At 43.1% G+C, this 16,541-nt stretch carries 10 protein-coding genes, 1 tRNA gene and 6 pseudogenes; 13 read left to right on the forward strand and 4 right to left on the reverse strand.

Features of this window, described 5'->3' with window-relative positions:
* The first annotated feature begins 7 nt into the window (after window positions 1-7).
* The 6 genes and pseudogenes from AACH44_RS03475 to AACH44_RS03500 all read left to right on the forward strand — a co-directional run bounded on the left by AACH44_RS03475 (window position 8) and on the right by AACH44_RS03500 (window position 5,283).
* A tRNA-Gly gene (locus AACH44_RS03475) sits at window positions 8-81 on the forward strand.
* Window positions 82-277: 196 nt separating this feature from the next.
* Entirely contained in the window at window positions 278-1,498 is a 1,221-nt protein-coding gene (locus AACH44_RS03480) for a tyrosine-type recombinase/integrase (protein ID WP_261847171.1), read from the forward strand.
* A 448-nt stretch (window positions 1,499-1,946) separates the two neighbouring features.
* A pseudogene (locus AACH44_RS03485) lies at window positions 1,947-3,153 on the forward strand (tyrosine-type recombinase/integrase).
* Between the two features lies 1 nt (window position 3,154).
* Window positions 3,155-4,466: pseudogene (locus AACH44_RS03490) on the forward strand (tyrosine-type recombinase/integrase).
* 41 nt (window positions 4,467-4,507) lie between these two features.
* A pseudogene (locus tag AACH44_RS03495) lies at window positions 4,508-4,882 on the forward strand (DNA-binding protein); the annotation flags it as partial.
* A 3-nt stretch (window positions 4,883-4,885) separates the two neighbouring features.
* Window positions 4,886-5,283: pseudogene (locus AACH44_RS03500) on the forward strand (hypothetical protein).
* A gap of 93 nt (window positions 5,284-5,376) precedes the next feature.
* Here AACH44_RS03500 and AACH44_RS03505 read toward each other — a convergent pair.
* From AACH44_RS03505 to AACH44_RS03515, 3 genes and pseudogenes are all read right to left on the reverse strand, one after another.
* Window positions 5,377-5,586 carry a DUF4926 domain-containing protein gene (locus AACH44_RS03505; RefSeq protein ID WP_261847172.1) on the reverse strand — a complete coding sequence of 70 codons (210 nt, stop codon included), beginning with the start codon at window positions 5,584-5,586 and terminating at the stop codon, window positions 5,377-5,379.
* Window positions 5,586-5,975 carry a DUF6883 domain-containing protein gene (locus tag AACH44_RS03510; RefSeq protein ID WP_338659598.1) on the reverse strand — a complete coding sequence of 130 codons (390 nt, stop codon included), beginning with the start codon at window positions 5,973-5,975 and terminating at the stop codon, window positions 5,586-5,588. Before AACH44_RS03510 ends, AACH44_RS03505 begins: the two co-directional genes overlap by 1 nt.
* Window positions 5,955-7,364, reverse strand: a pseudogene (locus AACH44_RS03515) (S-type pyocin domain-containing protein); the annotation flags it as partial. The gene AACH44_RS03510 and the pseudogene AACH44_RS03515, both read right to left, overlap by 21 nt.
* A gap of 461 nt (window positions 7,365-7,825) precedes the next feature.
* On the opposite strand from AACH44_RS03515, the gene AACH44_RS03520 reads away from it, so the two are divergent.
* The 4 genes and pseudogenes from AACH44_RS03520 (at window position 7,826) to AACH44_RS03535 (ending at window position 10,452) form a co-directional block, all read left to right on the forward strand.
* Window positions 7,826-8,221 (forward strand): hypothetical protein, encoded by a 396-nt coding sequence (locus tag AACH44_RS03520; protein WP_261847174.1) that lies wholly within the window; start codon window positions 7,826-7,828, stop codon window positions 8,219-8,221.
* Between the two features lie 62 nt (window positions 8,222-8,283).
* Window positions 8,284-9,274, forward strand: a pseudogene (locus tag AACH44_RS03525) (IS3 family transposase).
* Between the two features lie 203 nt (window positions 9,275-9,477).
* Window positions 9,478-9,672: a hypothetical protein gene (locus tag AACH44_RS03530; RefSeq protein WP_039550811.1), complete on the forward strand. Its 195-nt coding sequence runs from the start codon at window positions 9,478-9,480 to the stop codon at window positions 9,670-9,672.
* A 387-nt stretch (window positions 9,673-10,059) separates the two neighbouring features.
* Window positions 10,060-10,452, forward strand: a complete 393-nt coding sequence (locus AACH44_RS03535; protein WP_261847175.1) for a YybH family protein — start codon at window positions 10,060-10,062, stop codon at window positions 10,450-10,452.
* 90 nt (window positions 10,453-10,542) lie between these two features.
* Here the strand turns inward: AACH44_RS03535 and AACH44_RS03540 are convergent, their stop codons facing one another.
* A complete protein-coding gene (locus AACH44_RS03540) occupies window positions 10,543-11,613 on the reverse strand; it encodes a DUF1176 domain-containing protein (RefSeq protein WP_261847321.1) in 1,071 nt (356 codons plus the stop codon).
* A gap of 376 nt (window positions 11,614-11,989) precedes the next feature.
* On the opposite strand from AACH44_RS03540, the gene lpxP reads away from it, so the two are divergent.
* The 3 genes from lpxP (at window position 11,990) to AACH44_RS03555 (ending at window position 16,530) form a co-directional block, all read left to right on the forward strand.
* Entirely contained in the window at window positions 11,990-12,913 is a 924-nt protein-coding gene (gene lpxP, locus AACH44_RS03545; protein WP_261847176.1) for a kdo(2)-lipid IV(A) palmitoleoyltransferase, read from the forward strand.
* 903 nt (window positions 12,914-13,816) lie between these two features.
* Entirely contained in the window at window positions 13,817-15,184 is a 1,368-nt protein-coding gene (locus AACH44_RS03550) for an NCS2 family permease (protein WP_261847177.1), read from the forward strand.
* 353 nt (window positions 15,185-15,537) lie between these two features.
* Window positions 15,538-16,530: a uroporphyrinogen decarboxylase family protein gene (locus tag AACH44_RS03555; RefSeq protein ID WP_261847178.1), complete on the forward strand. Its 993-nt coding sequence runs from the start codon at window positions 15,538-15,540 to the stop codon at window positions 16,528-16,530.
* Window positions 16,531-16,541 lie beyond the last annotated feature (11 nt).

The following is a 16,541-nucleotide window of genomic DNA, read 5'->3' on the forward strand; positions in this document are numbered from 1 at the left end:
TCTCTGTGCGAGTGTAGTTCAATGGTAGAACGGCAGCTTCCCAAGCTGCATACGAGGGTTCGATTCCCTTCACTCGCTCCAAAATCTCTTCTTTCAACGTCTATCCAAGTCCAATAAATCCAGTCACCACAAGGCTTAGCGCTACTTCTCAGTCGTTCAGGGAAAACCCGCGTCTATCTAAATCTACCGGTCAATGTGTATAGTAATGTGTATAGGACAGGATGGAATCTAAAATCCTATACACATTCGCTCTCAACACAGGTAGGAAACTATACACATGCCGCTGACAGACCTTGAGATACGCCGCGCCAAGCCAGAAGACAAGTCCTACACCAAAAACGATGGTCATGGTCTTTCACTACTGATTGAACCTAACGGATCGAAGGGATGGCGTTATCGTTACCGTTTCGATGGCAAAGCAAAATTGTTGTCACTTGGGACTTACCCCACCATTTCTTTAGCTGAAGCCAGACAGAAACGCGACGAGGCCAAAAAACTGGTTGCCGCAGGCATCAATCCCAGCGAAGTGCGTAAAGAGGTAAAACTGGCTAAGGAGGGACGCCTTGGTAATACCTTTGAGGTGATCACCAGAGAATGGTATCAAAAACGGGTAGATCGCTGGTCTGATTCCTATGGTGCAGAAATGATGAAAACTTTTGAGGCAGATGTTTTCCCGTTTATTGGACACCGACCGATTGCAGATATTCAGGCAATGGAATTAATGTCAGTGCTGGAAAAACTGGATGAGCGTGGTGCTACCGAGAAGCTTCGCAAAGTGCGTCAGCGCTGTGGGGAAGTCTGGAAATATGCCATTGTGACGGGAAGAACGAAAGATAACCCTGCCATGAATCTCGACAGTGCTTTTGCCCCACATAAAAAAGAGCACTATGCATTTCTGACCGTCGATGAATTACCGGAGTTTTTCCGCACCCTCAATACCTATAGTGGCAGTATCATCGTAAAGATGGCGATGCGTTTGCAGGCATACACCGGATTGCGTCCGGGTGAATTAAGGCAAGGGCGCTGGTCAGAAATTGATTTTGATAAGCGCTTATGGGAGATCCCCGCAGAGCGGATGAAAAAACGGCGGCCTCACTGTGTCCCATTGTCAGATCAGATTTTATCGATTTTTGAACAGTTAAAACAAATCACAGGGAATTATCCGTTTATTTTCCCCGGCAGAGTCCAAAATAGTAAACCGATGAGTGATATGGCGATGAACGTGTTGATCCGCCGACTTGGTTACGGCGGTCGAGTTACAGGGCATGGATTCCGTCATACCATGAGCACTATCTTGTATGAACAAGGTTATCCCTCTGAATGGATTGAAACCCAGCTTGCGCATGTTGATAAGAATGCTATCCGTGGCACCTACAACCATGCGCAATATCTCGATGGCAGACGTGAGATGCTGCAATGGTATGCCGATTATATGGATAGCCTTGAAAACGGTGGTGACGTAGTGCATGGGACATTTAATCGGAGTAGTGGGAAATAATAAATAAAATAGGGTTACTTTGGTTGGTCATAACCGTTTATTCATGTTCATATTAGTTTACACTGGTTTATCAATCTGGTGTTATTCTCTATTTATATGAGTATATCGAGAGACATAAATTCATATTTCTATATTAAATGGACATTGATAACGGAATTATTCTGAAAGTGTAAAGTTTATCTGTGATAGTTGAATTATTCTTTACGAAATATTTTACATATTATAAGTGAAGCCTTTATTTAAAGGCGTTGTAGCGGTTTTTTATAGGTATCCGGTGTGCATAAATTTTATTATCCGTACCTGTTTATTTTATGTCAAATAAATTTAATTAAGGCATTAATAATTAAGTGAATTAGTTCCTTTTTTTTTGTAAAAAATTTGATTTATTTAACATTGAAATATATTAGATAAGTCGGAGTGATATTAAAACGTAAAGATTGAGGGAATAATGGGATACAAGATAAAAAAACTTATCATGCGTAGTGGGGAGCGAGGACACCTTATCCTTGATAAAGAAACTGAACTGCCAGTTTACTATCAAAATCTTTTTCTTACTGAGAATGTCAGGAATAGAAATGCTACAGCTTCAACTGTAGAGGTAGTGGCAACTAACCTGCTAATTTTCAGCAATTTTTTAGATAGCAGGAAAATAAATATAGTAGAAAGAATTGAGGCTAAAAAAATACCTTAGTATTGCTGAAATCAATGACCTTATAACATATGCAAAACAGAGGTTTGACAAACAGAAGATAACAAATATAAGGCAGATGAATAAGATGTTTATTGCCAAAAGAACCTTTAGTTACAGGATCCATGTCTTTTCGAGTTATCTAAAGTGGTTGTGTATATTAGTTCACTCCACAAAAGGAATTCATGACAGATATGAAGTAGATAATTTTATCGAAAGCATCAAAGCACATATTCCGAGAAAGAGTTCATTAAATATGAATGATAGATCTGACAAATCATTAGATGAAGGAGAGATAAGAATACTGTTCAATCTGTTAAAAATTGACGGAAATAATAATCCTTTTCAAAAGGATGTTCAGATAAGAAACAGGCTCATATTCTCTTTACTTTTTAATTTGGGTTTAATGGCAGGCGAGTTACTCAATCTTAAAATAGATGATTTTGACCTCAGAGACAACACGCTGAGTATTATTAGAAGACATGATTCAAAGGAGGACAGAAGATCTTATCAGCCATTAGTCAAGACGGGTGAGAGAGTTATTCCATTATTCGACGAATTAGCCAGTGACATTTTCAGATATATAAGTGATAGCAGGGAGAAGATGACTAAGAGAAAAAAACATAATTTCTTATTAGTCGCACACTACGCTGGAAAAACTGCTGGAGAACCTTTAAGTATTTCAGCTTATGAGAAAATCATATCAACCCTGAAGAGAGCAAGTCCAGAATTATCCAAACTATCGGGTCATAGATTAAGGCATTCCTGGAATTATATATATTCAAAAGAAATGGATGTGTCTAATTTGGAATTTAGAAGAAAGAAAGAACTAAGAAATTATCTTCAGGGTTGGTCAAAAGGATCAAAAATGTCTGATAATTATAATTTCAAATACATATCACAACAAGAAAAAGAAGTTGTCCTGAGAATTTATGGTTCAATTAACAAAATAATTAGTGGGGCTTAGCGTGGAAATCAAATGTATTGAAAGTGAAGATATCTTTTTATCAAAAATGTCAGGCTACAGTTTCAAAATTTCAGACAGGAAATGGCAATTAGATAAAGACATCTGTGTATATCCGCATAAAGTAGCAGAAAGAATGCCAGAATTAATGAAGATGAGCTACCTAAAGACGTTGGCTTACTATGCTTCTGAATATAGTCCAGGTCATATTAAAAATATTAATAGCCTGTTCAATGAGTGGTTTGAGGTAATGACCATTAAGACGATTGATGATAAGGCAGTATATCAATTGAATGTTCACTTAGGCCATGCGAGAAACTATAAACTAAACATCATTAAGGCTTTTATCACCAAATGGAAAAAATTCAATTATCCTGGGGTAGAAACAAGTGCTCTTAGAGTGATGGAGAAAATAAAAATAACTCCGAGCCAAACAGGGGAAGCTGTCAAAAGACGAGATCCGAATAAGGGGCCATTGACTGAAACTGAACTCAGCACCATGCTAAGACGTGTTGGCGATATCTATCGAGAGAAGAAAATTGATGGTTACTTATATTGCTATATTATTCTGTTGGTAACAACAGGAAGAAGGCCATTACAATTAACATCTCTTAAAGCTAAAGACCTCATTGAAAATGAGGAAGGGTATTTCCTTAATATACCAAAAGTAAAACAACAAAAAAATTTCAGACAAGAATTTAATATGAAAATGATAGACAATTCCTTGTTTGAAAATCTATTAATGCTGATTAATGAAAACCAGACCTTTGTTGAATCTCAACTAGGTGTCGGGGTTTCTCAACTGAGAGACGAATTACCAATTTTTATAGATATTAAAAAAGTGACTGAAATAAGAGATGTTGAAAATTTTTCATCTTATTTAAAAACGGATTTTCTTCACATGAAAAATTCATTTATCTCAAAGAAATTGAAAAAAATCCCTGTGGAATTTAATATTATATCAGAAAGGACTGAGCGTTACTTAGAGCTCAATGCCAGAAGATTCAGGTATACACTAGGAAGTCGTTTGGCTAATGAAGGTGCATCAATTGAGGTCATTGCTAAAGCATTAGATCATAAATCAGTAAATTCATCAGGGATATATATATAAAATAGTCCTGACAATGTTCATGATATCGACAACAGGCTAAATTCATTTTTTGATCCTTTAGCTAAGATATTTATGGGGGAAGAGATCGCAGAAAACAAGGAATCTTTCATTAACCATATTTTTGAATTCTTATGGATTAATTGACGATAAGAATGATGGGATTAAATGTTTAACCTGTAAAAAACTTATACCCTGGAGTGTATAATGAACAATATTCTCATATTTGAACCAATTAATACAAATAACTCCGTAAGGAAGTTTATTTCTCAAAATGTGTCTTATGACCACAGAACGCATCTTCAAATGTCTAAATTGATAAGAGAGGGAAAATCATCAGAGGTTATTAATAACCATAGAATAAAACAAATACCCGTTGTTGATCTAAATGAATTCGATTCACTAAACAGTGGTGCCATTCTCATTACTCAGTATGGGTGTTGTAAGCATGCATATGCATTTGAGCCTTGTCGTTCTTACCCTTTTAAAGAGTCTGGTATGGGTAATGAAAGTTTATCTAAAATACACAATAAAATTATAGAAAGAACACGTTATGATAAAAATGATGGAAATCTCAATGCTGAGAAATGGTATGAATTTCAAGAGAAAATAATAAAAGGATAATAAATGGCTAAGCATATAAATGGTTATCATGAAAAGAATATAATAGACATCATTAACACATGGCCTATAGATAACAAACTAACCTGGGATGCTTTATGTGACAGGTTAATTGGAGTCATTGAGAAAAGACCATCAAGGCAATCTTTAAGCAGTCATGTTAGGATCTCAGAAAGCTTCAATGCAAAAAAAACCACTATAAAATCTGGTGAAATCCACACTGTAAAACCTGCTAATTTAAAGATAGCATCTCAACGGATCAAAAGCTTGAAGCAGAGAATGAAAATTTGAAGGCAATTAATAACAGATATTTAGAGCAGTTTGAAATATGGTTGTATAATTCCCACATTAAAAAAATAACGATTGAAGAACTTAATAATCCCTTGCCTAAAAAATACGTTTAATGTCAATTGGCAGCCTTCATCATCTCAGGGCCAGGGCTGCCAACCGCATGAAAATAATTACTTTATTATAATAATATAGCTAAAATTATGGCTCTATTTTCTAAAATCAATCTTATTGAAACAGTCTGATGTTAATGTGATCCAAGCCAGTGTCTCACCATTATCATCACAAAATTCTATGTCATATGCAGGGGATGGCTCGTCATAAATGTGAACAATAGTCCCTAACATTCCTTTTTTTAACCCTTCATCTGGAAGATCATTTTTTAAAGAAATAACATCAAATAAAGAATAGCCCATCATTACTTACCCTTCACATAAATTGTTGCTAACCGAGGAACATCGGAACCATTGTCAAAAAACCAACCTGTCCTAACAATAGCTGAACTCCCATTTATACCTTCAATCGGCATATCAACAATAACCTGCTGTCCATAGTTAGTTGCATTACCTAATGCAGCAGGACTTGATCCTGCGCCAAGTCTAACTTGCTCAATCAGCTCGTCAACATTGGATTGATTATAACCTAACGCAGATTCAAAAACTTTAGCTTTATGTCCTCCGACTGGATGTTCAGGATTTAATGCATAACCTGTCAGTTTATTTTTATCAATGGTTGCTTTATCTGAATTTTGAAGAACACCGTCTTTAGTAATATAGGGTGAACTATCCTCGCTTAAATAAATATAAATCGGTGGAAACGCATTCTCAGGGAACACCAGAATATAATCCCGAAAGCTCTTTTCGTCCGGGATAGGTGTGGCAAGAATGCTGACATCATCCATTTCTGGAATTTCAAATCCCGGCACCGCTGACGGAATAACAGGCTGTTTACCGTGTGCCGTATCTGTGGGTAATTCTACCCCCGGATTATCCGGTGTCCATAGAATGGTTGGCCCTGTTGCGCCTTCTTCCCAGAACTCATAGCGGTTGTTGGGGAAATCATGTTTTAGCAATCTGACGCGCACCTGATCACGCCCGCTTTCCATACTGGTGTGGTAGCCAACAGCCTTTAACTTACCTGTCTCTTCATCTTCCACCCACTGATAACGCACACGACTGGGGACGGTTCCCTGCTTGTTAGCCACCTCAAGCAATTTTTTCGGCGTCAGCAGATCATCTTTTTCACCTTTCAGTTGCTGCTGAATCAGTGCACCCAGCAGCAAGAAACTTTGCGCCATCTGCAACTGGCCTTGCCAGATAGACGGGCCGGTGAGATGTTTCATCTGGTGTGTCAGTGCTTTTGCTGCATCCTGATTGGCTTGGGCTATAGCACCACCCGCAGCCGCAGCCGCCGCCCCTGTCTGTGCTGCCGTCCCCGCCATGACCAGTTGTTGAGGTGGCGGCAACATGGCCGCATCGGCTTTACCCACTAACAGGTCAAATATCGTTTTATACCACGGCTCCATCTGTGGTATTTGAGGCTTGTTAATCGCACCGGGCGGGGGCTGGGGTAATGGTTTGGTTTTTCCGGTAAATGATTGAGGTGAAACAGCAGAAGACGTGTTTTTCTTTTTCGCTGACTGCGCATACTGTTTCACTTCACCCTGTTTATCAACCGGAGCGATGGATTCACCAACAGGCGCGGAGAAATAGACACTCATTTCCCCGATGTTGCCCTGTGGCTCATCTTTCGTTCCCGCATCCGTACAACCTGGACCGCGTAAACAGGATTTGGCAAAAACAGGCTCGACTGCCAGCATCGGAGTTAATGCCAATAATGGCGCACGAGTCAACGCGGCCTGTTTAGCGCATTCCTGAACCGGAGAACGATGGGGTGTATCACCAATGATGACGTTGCCACTGCCAGAGATAACCACCCCTCCACAATTGATACCATCCCCAATACGCGCAGCAGACTTACCATTAATGATAACGGTCGATGAACCTTCGGCGATTTTTCGGGGATGAACACCATGTGGAACATTGGGACAGGGGCAACCGTGAAGCAGAACGGTATCGCCTTTACGAGCGGCTGGCTGACCATTGATAATAACGTCGGGGCTGCCTTCGGTTATTGGGGTCTCAGGGAAGCAGTCGTGACCACTTCCTATATCATTAAGACGGGCCGCACCTGGCATCGTCATTCTCCTTTGACAGTAAAATATTCCTTTTGATGACCGAATGTTGAGTGCTTTTTATGGGTGATTCAATACCGAAATCGCTATCGGTTCAAGAAATAGCGATAAATTGTGATAATTTTACTTATACCAGTGTTTTATTTGAACCATCCTTCAAATTCCACCTTTAATATAAAGCAAAATATAGACGATTTTCGTTAGAAAAAACAGAGTCCTGGCTAAATTTAATTACCCATCATTCAGAACGATGAGGTTAACTTTATTAATGTTTAATATATGAGCTGCGGGAGTCGGATTAGTCATTATTTTAATGATGACTTACTCAAAAGTATGGTTATTGAAAATGTCACATGTCAAATTAAATATATATTCATCGACCTCTTGTTTTTTAATTTAATAATGGTATTTGTTGGTTGTCAGGGCGACAATTAATAATAATTTAAATGCAAGGATGCATAGTTATGAAAAAAATAAATATGAGTTTAATGGAAAGGTATCTTCTGTTGCTGGACAGGTTCGTTAATAAGTTCGATGAATCGGGCTTTTCAGAAGCGGAAATCACCGAGCAGTCTTATCTTTTTTGTGCAGGATTTTATATTAAATACCAGCAGGACATAGAAAATCTGACGTTTTCAAACAGAGAAGTGGTGCTAAACTTTTTACTTCTCTCTTATTACAGCCATATCGAGAAAATCAGTGATGATTTGATTGATAAAGCCCGTCTGAATAAAGTCTTTCTTTCCATCATCAGTTTCATCATCAACAACGGTGGAAGAACCGAACGAATCTATGTGCATGAGAAAAAGAAGTATGACACCAACAAGCTGATAAGAGCTTCAGCGAGTGTCAGGAAGTGATCCTACCCAGCAATAGTGGACACGTGACTAAGTGAGTAAACTCAGTAACAGAGGAGACTCACATGACAAAATCAGCATCAACCAGCAAAAAACCACGTAAACAATACACTTCTGAATTTCGTCAGGAAGCCCTGAAACTTGCCGAACGTATCGGTGTTCCTGCGGCCGCCCGTCAACGCTGTGTATATGAATCCCCGCTCTATAACTGGCGAACCAAACTGCAACAACAACTCACATCATCCGAACGTGAAAATGAACTCGCCACCGAAAACGCCCGCCTCAAACGGCAACTGGCTTACCCGGCGTCATCTGAGCTCGTCACGACAACAGTTCCGGGTGTGCTGTGATGACGCGGTTCGTGAGGCTTTTTTTAAAGCAAAACAGTATGATGGCGCACCACGTCTGGCTGATGAGTTACCGATGTACAACGTAAAAAGCATCGCGTCCAGTCTGCGGCGCCAGGGGTTACGGGCAAAAGCGTCGCGAAAATATCGTCCGGTGAATTACCGTGAGCATCACCTTCCTGTATCAGAAAATGAGTTACAGCAGGACTTTAGTGCCAGTGGTCCGAATCAGAAGTGGGCTGGCGATATCACCTACTTACGAACCGATGAAGGCTGGCTGTATCTGGCGGTGGTTATCGATTTATGGTCACGGGCGGTTATCAGCTGGTCGATGTCATCGAGGATGACGGCGCAACTGGCCTGCGATGCACTTCAGATGGCGCTGTGGCGGAGAAAACACCCCAGGCAGGTTATCGTGCATACAGACAGAGGGTGCCAGTATTGCTCAGGGGATTATCAGGCATTACTGAAGCGGCATAAGTTGCGTGGCAGCATGAGTGCAAAAGGGTGCTGCCACGATAATGCGTGTGTGGAAAGCTTTTTCCACTCACTGAAAATGGAATGCATCCACGGAGAACGGTTTAGTGACCGGGAAATAATGAGAGCAACGGTGTTTAATTATATCGAGTGCGATTACAATCGCTGGCGGCGTCACCGTGCCTGTGGTGGTCTCAGTTCGGAACAATTTGAAAACCAGAATCTCGCTTAGAACTGTGTCCACTTTACGTGGGTAGGATCAGCTTATCAATAAGGGAATTGCTAGACTTGCTGATAGCCATTTCGTTAGTTTCCTTAGCGGTGTGGTTAGTCTCTGTCTGATATGTCCGTATCAGGCAGAGACGATTGGTGACGATATGTTTTTGTGATAGTGTACGTACCTATTAAGCTCAGCATAGTTAAAAAGGTACGTACATGTCAACGATTAAACGTGATACGAAAAAATCTTCATCAGTGGGGAAATCACCCACTTTTCAGATCCGGATCTCACCTGAACTCCGTGAACAGTTAGATGAAGTTGTGGCGAAAGAAGGGGTCAGCCTTGGCAACTGGTTCAAAGAGCTTGCCCGTCAGGAATTGAGAAAGCAGGGGATTGAGCCGAAGGGGTAAGATTATCTTCTCTGGTAGTGACGTTTCATCCAGATAAACCGCACTGGTTAGTAGTGATAAGGTGCTACCAGACAACGTTTATACCTATTAATGAATGCTATTTTCTACGTTTTTACTCTTCACACCAAAATTAAGTTTTCGCTGTTGGTAAAATTCAAGTGAGAGTGAATGTGTATAGTTAACAGAGGGTGTGGATAAATAATATATTTTAATATCAATACATTATGATTTTTATTCGATTCCCTTCACGTGCCAAAACATTTCGAATGCCTTGATTCTAAAAGTGTATATCTGCGTAATTCTCGAGAGTCGTGATTTCTCAGCCATTGGTGAATAAATTGAACAAATCACTCGCTATTCCGTTGCCATTTTATTGAGGCCATGTTTATGAAACCACATCCGATACGCGAAATCATTGAAGCCTGTGATAAAGCAATATCTGAACGAAATTTTGATGCCTTGATGAATTATTATGCCGAGGATGCCGCACTTGTTATCAAACCAGGAATGGTTGCAAGAGGGAAAGGTGATATAAGAAAAGCGTTTATCGCTATTGCCGATTACTTTAAAAACCAACTTGTTGTTAAACAAGAAAATATGCAGGTCATAGAAGGTGGTAGAGACGCTTTAGTTATTATGGAGACGGTGCTTCATTACCCAGACGATCAGGGGAATCGTGTCACCACAACCCGACGAGCGACCTACGTGTTCAGGAAAGACGCTGATGGACGCTGGCTTTGCACGATTGATAACTCCTATGGAACAACACTTCTTGACTGATTATGTCTAGTCAATTCAGGCGCGTTTTTCTTCTTTCTCGATAGTTTTCCCATGTTTGGATATGAGGCCAACGAGTGACCTCAATCTCTTTTATTTCCCTGCTTTAATGACGGTTGCCGTCCAGTAGGGTAAATCCCAGGTGCCGCCGAGGCGGATCATACGGCATGAGCCTGTGATTGATGCTCGGCTTTGCTGAAATGTTTTGCCATCCCATATCCAGGCACTATCGCTCATGCAGTCCGCGAGTCCGCGCCCTTTCTGTACTGCGGTAATTTCACCGTTTTCGTAGCCGACTCCCATTGTGGTTACGAGCTGAGGCTGAGTTTGCATTGCGTTGTCGATGACCCAGTAAGCGTAGCCTTCATTGTAGGCTGCACGCCAGCAAAGAGTACTGAGCAACGACATGCTGCCATTGAGCGGCGTGAGCATCATTGGTTCCTCTACTCTGCCATCTTGTTGCGGGAAGTCATAGCAGTCATCTTTCTCCAGTGTCTTGAGCAGCTTATTCTGGATAGCCGCTTGTTCCACATTCGTCAGATTTCGTGAGGGTTCCTGTTGGGTTGCTGCCGCGTAAATAATCGGGGCTGCTAAGGCTGGTAGATCACTGCTTTTGTTGCCTTTTTGGGTTATGGCGTCCGTTGTACCAATGCGACCCTGTCTTTCATCCATTTTTAGCAAGACCGCGTAGGCACCTGCTCCAGATAGTTCGGAGACGATATCATCGTGCAGAAAAGCCACTTTTCCGCTTCCTTTTAGGGCCTGTAATACGACGAGAATTTGCGCCTCATTGAGCTGCCAGAGATTGTCTCCTGCTGAGGTGAGAGAGCCTTTATTCACACCGTCAACGGTTAGCGTGAGTTTGGTGCCTGTAGGAATCTCTTTGTCCACCTCAGCGAGCGTGATCTCAGCCGTTATTGGCGTATTCTTCCCGGCATGACGCGTTATGAGCAATGAGACGTCTTGAGCTTCTTCATCTTCTCCTATGCCTTTCTCTTCTGGTGAGTAGCCTGCTGCCCGGCACGTTAGTGTGTTATCGCAGACCAGTTCCCAATCTTTATGAAAGAAAGTGCTATCGGCGAATGTTGTGGCACATGCCAGAGTAGGGAGCGCCGCGATGAGGGCTGTTAGCACAGAGAGGCTGGTAGGGAGAGAAAAAATCATTTCCATCAATTCCTTGATTGTATTGTTGCTTTTCATTGGCTTGTTCTTCGTATCAGGAAGTTAGCCACTTTTTTAACATATGTCAGGATGTTAGCTTTATACTGCGTGATATTGCGAATATTTCTTGTTCGGCCACTCCTCTATTAAGAGCGAATCGGGTATGATGGCGTCACCGTCGACCGTTCATCGGTTGCTCAAAATCCCCTCTGCGTTATCAGCATGTTTATCCTGCTTTTTAACCTCATGCGTGATAACGGTCAGAAATCAGTTTCCCACACAGCTGAAACGATCCCTATAAATAAGTGTCATGATAGATGTAGCGCGATGAGAACGACTCTTTATGCGGTACGCTGTTAATCACTTAAAGATGAGTATCATGAAAATTAAGCAAACATTTACCAGGGCATTACTCCACCCGCGCTATTGGGCGACTTGGTTCGGTCTTGGCGTGCTGTTTTTATTAGTCCAACTTCCTTACCCGCTATTGATGAGGCTTGGGAGCAGCGCAGGTCGTTTATCTCGGGTCTTTCTTAAGCGTCGGGTGTCGATTGCCCGGCGCAATCTTGAGCTGTGCTTCCCTGCAATCTCCGACGATGAGCGAGAGGCCATGATCGATAGCAACTTTGCGTCGCTCGGCATGGCCTTAGTCGAAACCGGCATGGCCTGGTTCTGGTCCGATCGTCGTGTGCGCCAATGGTTTGATGTCTCGGGGCTGGAGCATTTGGAGCGTGCTACGGAAAAAAGGCAGGGCGTGATGGTGATTGGTATTCACTTCATGTCGCTGGAACTGGGAGGCAGGGCGATGGGGTTGTGTCGGCCAATGATGGCGATGTACCGCCCGCACAATAATAAAGCGATGGAAATGGTGCAAACCTGGGGACGTTCTCGTTCAAACAAGGCAATGATTGACCGTAAAGATCTGCGCGGTATGGTTCAGGCGCTAAAGCGTGGTGAAGCGGTGTGGTTCGCTCCCGATCAGGATTACGGCCCAAAAGGCAGCGTCTTTGCACCATTCTTTGCGGTGAAAAATGCGGCCACCACCAGCGGCACGTTCACCATCAGTCGCTTGGCAAAACCTGCAATGATGACGACGGTGCTGATTCGTAAACCGAATGCGTTGGGTTACCAACTGGTGATTCAGCCTGAATTACAGGATTATCCTTATCACGATGAACAGGCTGCTGCGTGTTACATGAATAAGGTGATTGAGAAAGAAATCATGCGTGCGCCTGAACAGTACCTTTGGCTGCACCGCCGCTTTAAAACGCGTCCGGCAGGGGAAATATCACTCTATGCCTGAGGTGAGATGACGTAAGCATGTGCGAAATGGGATGGCGCTTCCGCGCCATCCTGCTGTCAGGAAGACTGCGGTTATCGTTGATGCACAAACAAAAATGGCCGCCGGATGGCAGCCATTTTGGGGGTTAACGTACCGAGTACGATTAACGGAAGATAGCGTGGGGGTTAACACCGCGATAGGTTTTGCCCAACGCTTTTAATATTTGATTGATTTTGCGGACAACGCGCATTTTTTTATCCCCACGATTCTTAAATAATTATTGGTTAAAAGTACCAAAGTTGATGTTGATGTTTTCAAACATAGCGATGATTTTGTTCAGCAGTTTCATGGTCATTTCCTCATTGTTAGTTAATTTGTTTTTCTGTGATGCTGTTCACGTTTTTAAGAGTACTCGCACTGATACAGGTGGTCAACTTTTTTGTGATGGAAATCACAAAAAAATGAACGATCAGTTTGTGAGAAGTAAACCGTGGTTTTGATTTTCGTCTAAGAACCCTTTCTGCTTTTTCTTCATACTGGCGCGTTTTCAGCGAGTTGCCTGGTTGCACAGTATTTGTACCGATTGCAGATTTCCTTAGCGGAAAGATGGAATAGAGATAGGTAAATTGTCTCGATTAGCAGTTGAAATAAGCGCGGAGGAAGCGGGATAATCGTGCGCTTCACATTACCTGACACTGTTTATCCGGTGATGTTTTACTTCCGCTTGTTTTTATACCGCTCGTTTTGATCGAGCAACATTTTCCGGTTCTGCATCCAGCGAGTTAATCGTTTGCGTGCGGGGTTATAGGGTTCATGGCGCGTTATGTTCATTGTTAATTAGTGTGCTGATGCGTTCGCGGGCAAGGCTGCGAGAACCGTTCAGAATTGATCGTAAATAATAATGGCATTTCAGGGGATACCACTATGTCAAACACCACCCGTCAGGCAGAGAATGCGGCGCGTCCGCAAGGCGCGCTTGATGCTTTTTTCAAAATTACACAGCGTGGCAGTAACACGCGTCAGGAAGTGTTAGCAGGCCTGACAACGTTCCTGGCTATGGTTTATTCGGTGATAGTCGTACCGAATATGCTGGGCAAAGCTGGGTTCCCGCCAACTGCCGTGTTCGTTGCAACTTGTTTGGTCGCTGGACTGGGATCGCTGCTGATGGGATTGTGGGCTAATCTGCCGATGGCCATTGGTTGCGCGATTTCTCTGACGGCGTTCACTGCGTTTAGTCTGGTGCTGGGGCAACAAATCAGTATTCCCGTAGCGCTGGGGGCGATCTTCCTGATGGGGGTGCTGTTTACCATTATTTCCGTTACCGGCATCCGTTCTTGGATCTTGCGTAATCTGCCGCTAGGCGTGGCGCACGGTACAGGTATTGGCATTGGTTTGTTCCTGCTGATTATTGCTGCCAACGGTGTGGGACTGGTAGTAAAAAACCCGATTGACGGCCTGCCTGTCGCGTTGGGTGATTTCACCTCTTTCCCTGTTGTGATGTCCCTGCTGGGGTTAGCGGCGACCATTGGTTTAGAAAAACGTCGCGTACCAGGCGGCATTTTGCTGGTTATTGTCGTGATCTCTATTCTGGGGCTGATTTTTGATCCGAATGTAAAATATGCCGGTTTCTTCGCACTGCCGAGTCTGACGGCGGCTGACGGTTCGTCGCTGATCTTCAGTCTGGATATCATGGGCGCGTTGCAGCCTTTGGTTCTGCCGAGCGTACTGGCGTTGGTAATGACGGCGGTGTTTGATGCGACGGGGACGATTCGTGCGGTAGCGGGGCAGGCGAACCTGTTGGATAAAGACGGGCAAATCATCAACGGCGGTAAAGCGTTGACAGCAGACTCCGTGAGCAGCATTTTTTCCAGTCTGGTTGGGACGTCTCCGGCGGCGGTCTACATCGAGTCCGCCGCAGGTACAGCGGCTGGTGGTAAAACTGGCTTAACCGCGACTGTCGTCGGTGTGCTGTTCCTGCTGCTGCTGTTCGTGTCTCCGTTAGCGTATTTGGTTCCCGGTTATGCTACCGCCCCTGCGCTGATGTACGTCGGTCTGCTCATGCTGGGCAACGTATCCAAACTGAATTTTGATGACTTCGTGGATGCCATGTCTGGTCTGGTCTGTGCGGTATTTATCGTACTGACCTGTAACATCGTGACCGGTATTATGCTGGGCTTTGGTGCGCTGGTATTAGGCCGCCTCTGTTCCGGTGAATGGCGTAAACTGAACATCGGTACAGTGGTTATCGCGGTGGCTCTGGTCGTGTTCTACGCTGGCGGCTGGGCACTGTAATCCTGTTTGATTTGAGGGGCGTAGGCCCCTCTCTCGTTTCCTTAACTCTTCGTCTATTTCCTCTTCCCTTATTTTATCTTTTTTCATGTTTCTGAATATTTATTATCCACGCAATAGCGCTATGCATCGTTATGATATTTTCCATTTAACGCATAAGCTAAACTGAATTTATGATTAACAAAACGCATAAATAGTCACTTACAATGCGAATAGTGAATGGTTAATAATAATTTTTTTGATGTTGATTTAATAATATATTTTCGTATTAGAACCAGGGATTAAATAAAACATATCGTCATGTCGAGAATGTTTTATTGCTGAGTAAAAATAACTAAAAAAGAGAATTTCATAATATGAAGCCGAATGAACGCTTGCAGGTAGCACTTGCTAATGGCGTTCCTGATTCTGTCCCAGTCGGTGCATGGGGGCACTTCTATATTCAGGAAATTAACACGGTTGATTTTGCCGCCACAATGGTTGAATTTTATCACCGCTACCAGTGGGATTTTATTAAAGTACATTCACGAGCCAGTTATCATGTTGAAGGTTGGGGATATACCTATCGTCCTTCGACAGATCCTTCCACGTTACATCACTGTTTATCTTCTCCGATTTCACAACCTGAGGATTGGGCAACGTTACGTCCATTGGATGTGACCTGCCCACCGCTGGCTGAGCAACTGGCGATATTGCGTTTGATTCGCCGACAGATTGGCCCGCATGTGCCGATTATCATGACCGTTTTTTTACCTCTGGATGTCGCTGATAAACTGGTTGACCGTAATACGGAATTGCTTCGCCAGCATCTTGCCATCGCACCGGAGTTTGTTTGCGGCGCTCTGGATGCGATTGCTACCACGTTTGCCAACCTTGTTCGCGCGCTGGTGAATGAAGGCGTGGACGGGATTTATTTTTCCAGTAAATGGGCTAATAGCCGTCATCTGTCTTCATCTGATTACCTTCGGTGGATAAAACCTTATGATCTTCGGGTAATGAATGAAGCCAAAAATTTATGGTGTAATTTTTTACACTTATGTGAGAGCGATATTTATCTGAATGACTGTCTGGATTATCCGGCACAGGTGATGCATTGGGATACGATGTCCGGAAATAACCCTTCATTTGCTCAGGTTCGCCAGAAAATGCCTTCGCTTGTCGTTAGCGGGGGAATATCTCCTTCACTGCTGGCCTACGGTAGCGCCGATGATGTACGCCGGAGTGTAAGAGACGCTATTGAGCAAACTCAGGGGCGCGGTTTTATTCTGGCTCCCGGCTGCTCTGTCCCTATTGGAAAAACGCCGCAGGAAAATCTTGATGCGTTACGGCAGGCAGCTCAATGCCGCTAATTCTACGCCGG

It is taken from the genome of Pectobacterium araliae (genome assembly GCF_037076465.1).
In the GTDB taxonomy this organism is placed as follows: domain Bacteria; phylum Pseudomonadota; class Gammaproteobacteria; order Enterobacterales; family Enterobacteriaceae; genus Pectobacterium; species Pectobacterium araliae.

What these genes read in the sequence shown, in the direction of transcription:
- AACH44_RS03555 (WP_261847178.1), top strand. Translation starts at nt 15,538, where the DNA reads ATGAAGCCGAATGAACGCTTGCAGGTAGCACTTGCTAATGGCGTTCCT.
- AACH44_RS03480 (WP_261847171.1), top strand. Translation starts at nt 278, where the DNA reads ATGCCGCTGACAGACCTTGAGATACGCCGCGCCAAGCCAGAAGACAAG.
- AACH44_RS03530 (WP_039550811.1), top strand. Translation starts at nt 9,478, where the DNA reads ATGTCAACGATTAAACGTGATACGAAAAAATCTTCATCAGTGGGGAAA.
- AACH44_RS03505 (WP_261847172.1), bottom strand. Translation starts at nt 5,586, where the DNA reads ATGATGGGCTATTCTTTATTTGATGTTATTTCTTTAAAAAATGATCTT.
- lpxP (WP_261847176.1), top strand. Translation starts at nt 11,990, where the DNA reads ATGAAAATTAAGCAAACATTTACCAGGGCATTACTCCACCCGCGCTAT.
- AACH44_RS03540 (WP_261847321.1), bottom strand. Translation starts at nt 11,613, where the DNA reads ATGATTTTTTCTCTCCCTACCAGCCTCTCTGTGCTAACAGCCCTCATC.
- AACH44_RS03520 (WP_261847174.1), top strand. Translation starts at nt 7,826, where the DNA reads ATGAAAAAAATAAATATGAGTTTAATGGAAAGGTATCTTCTGTTGCTG.
- AACH44_RS03550 (WP_261847177.1), top strand. Translation starts at nt 13,817, where the DNA reads ATGTCAAACACCACCCGTCAGGCAGAGAATGCGGCGCGTCCGCAAGGC.
- AACH44_RS03535 (WP_261847175.1), top strand. Translation starts at nt 10,060, where the DNA reads ATGAAACCACATCCGATACGCGAAATCATTGAAGCCTGTGATAAAGCA.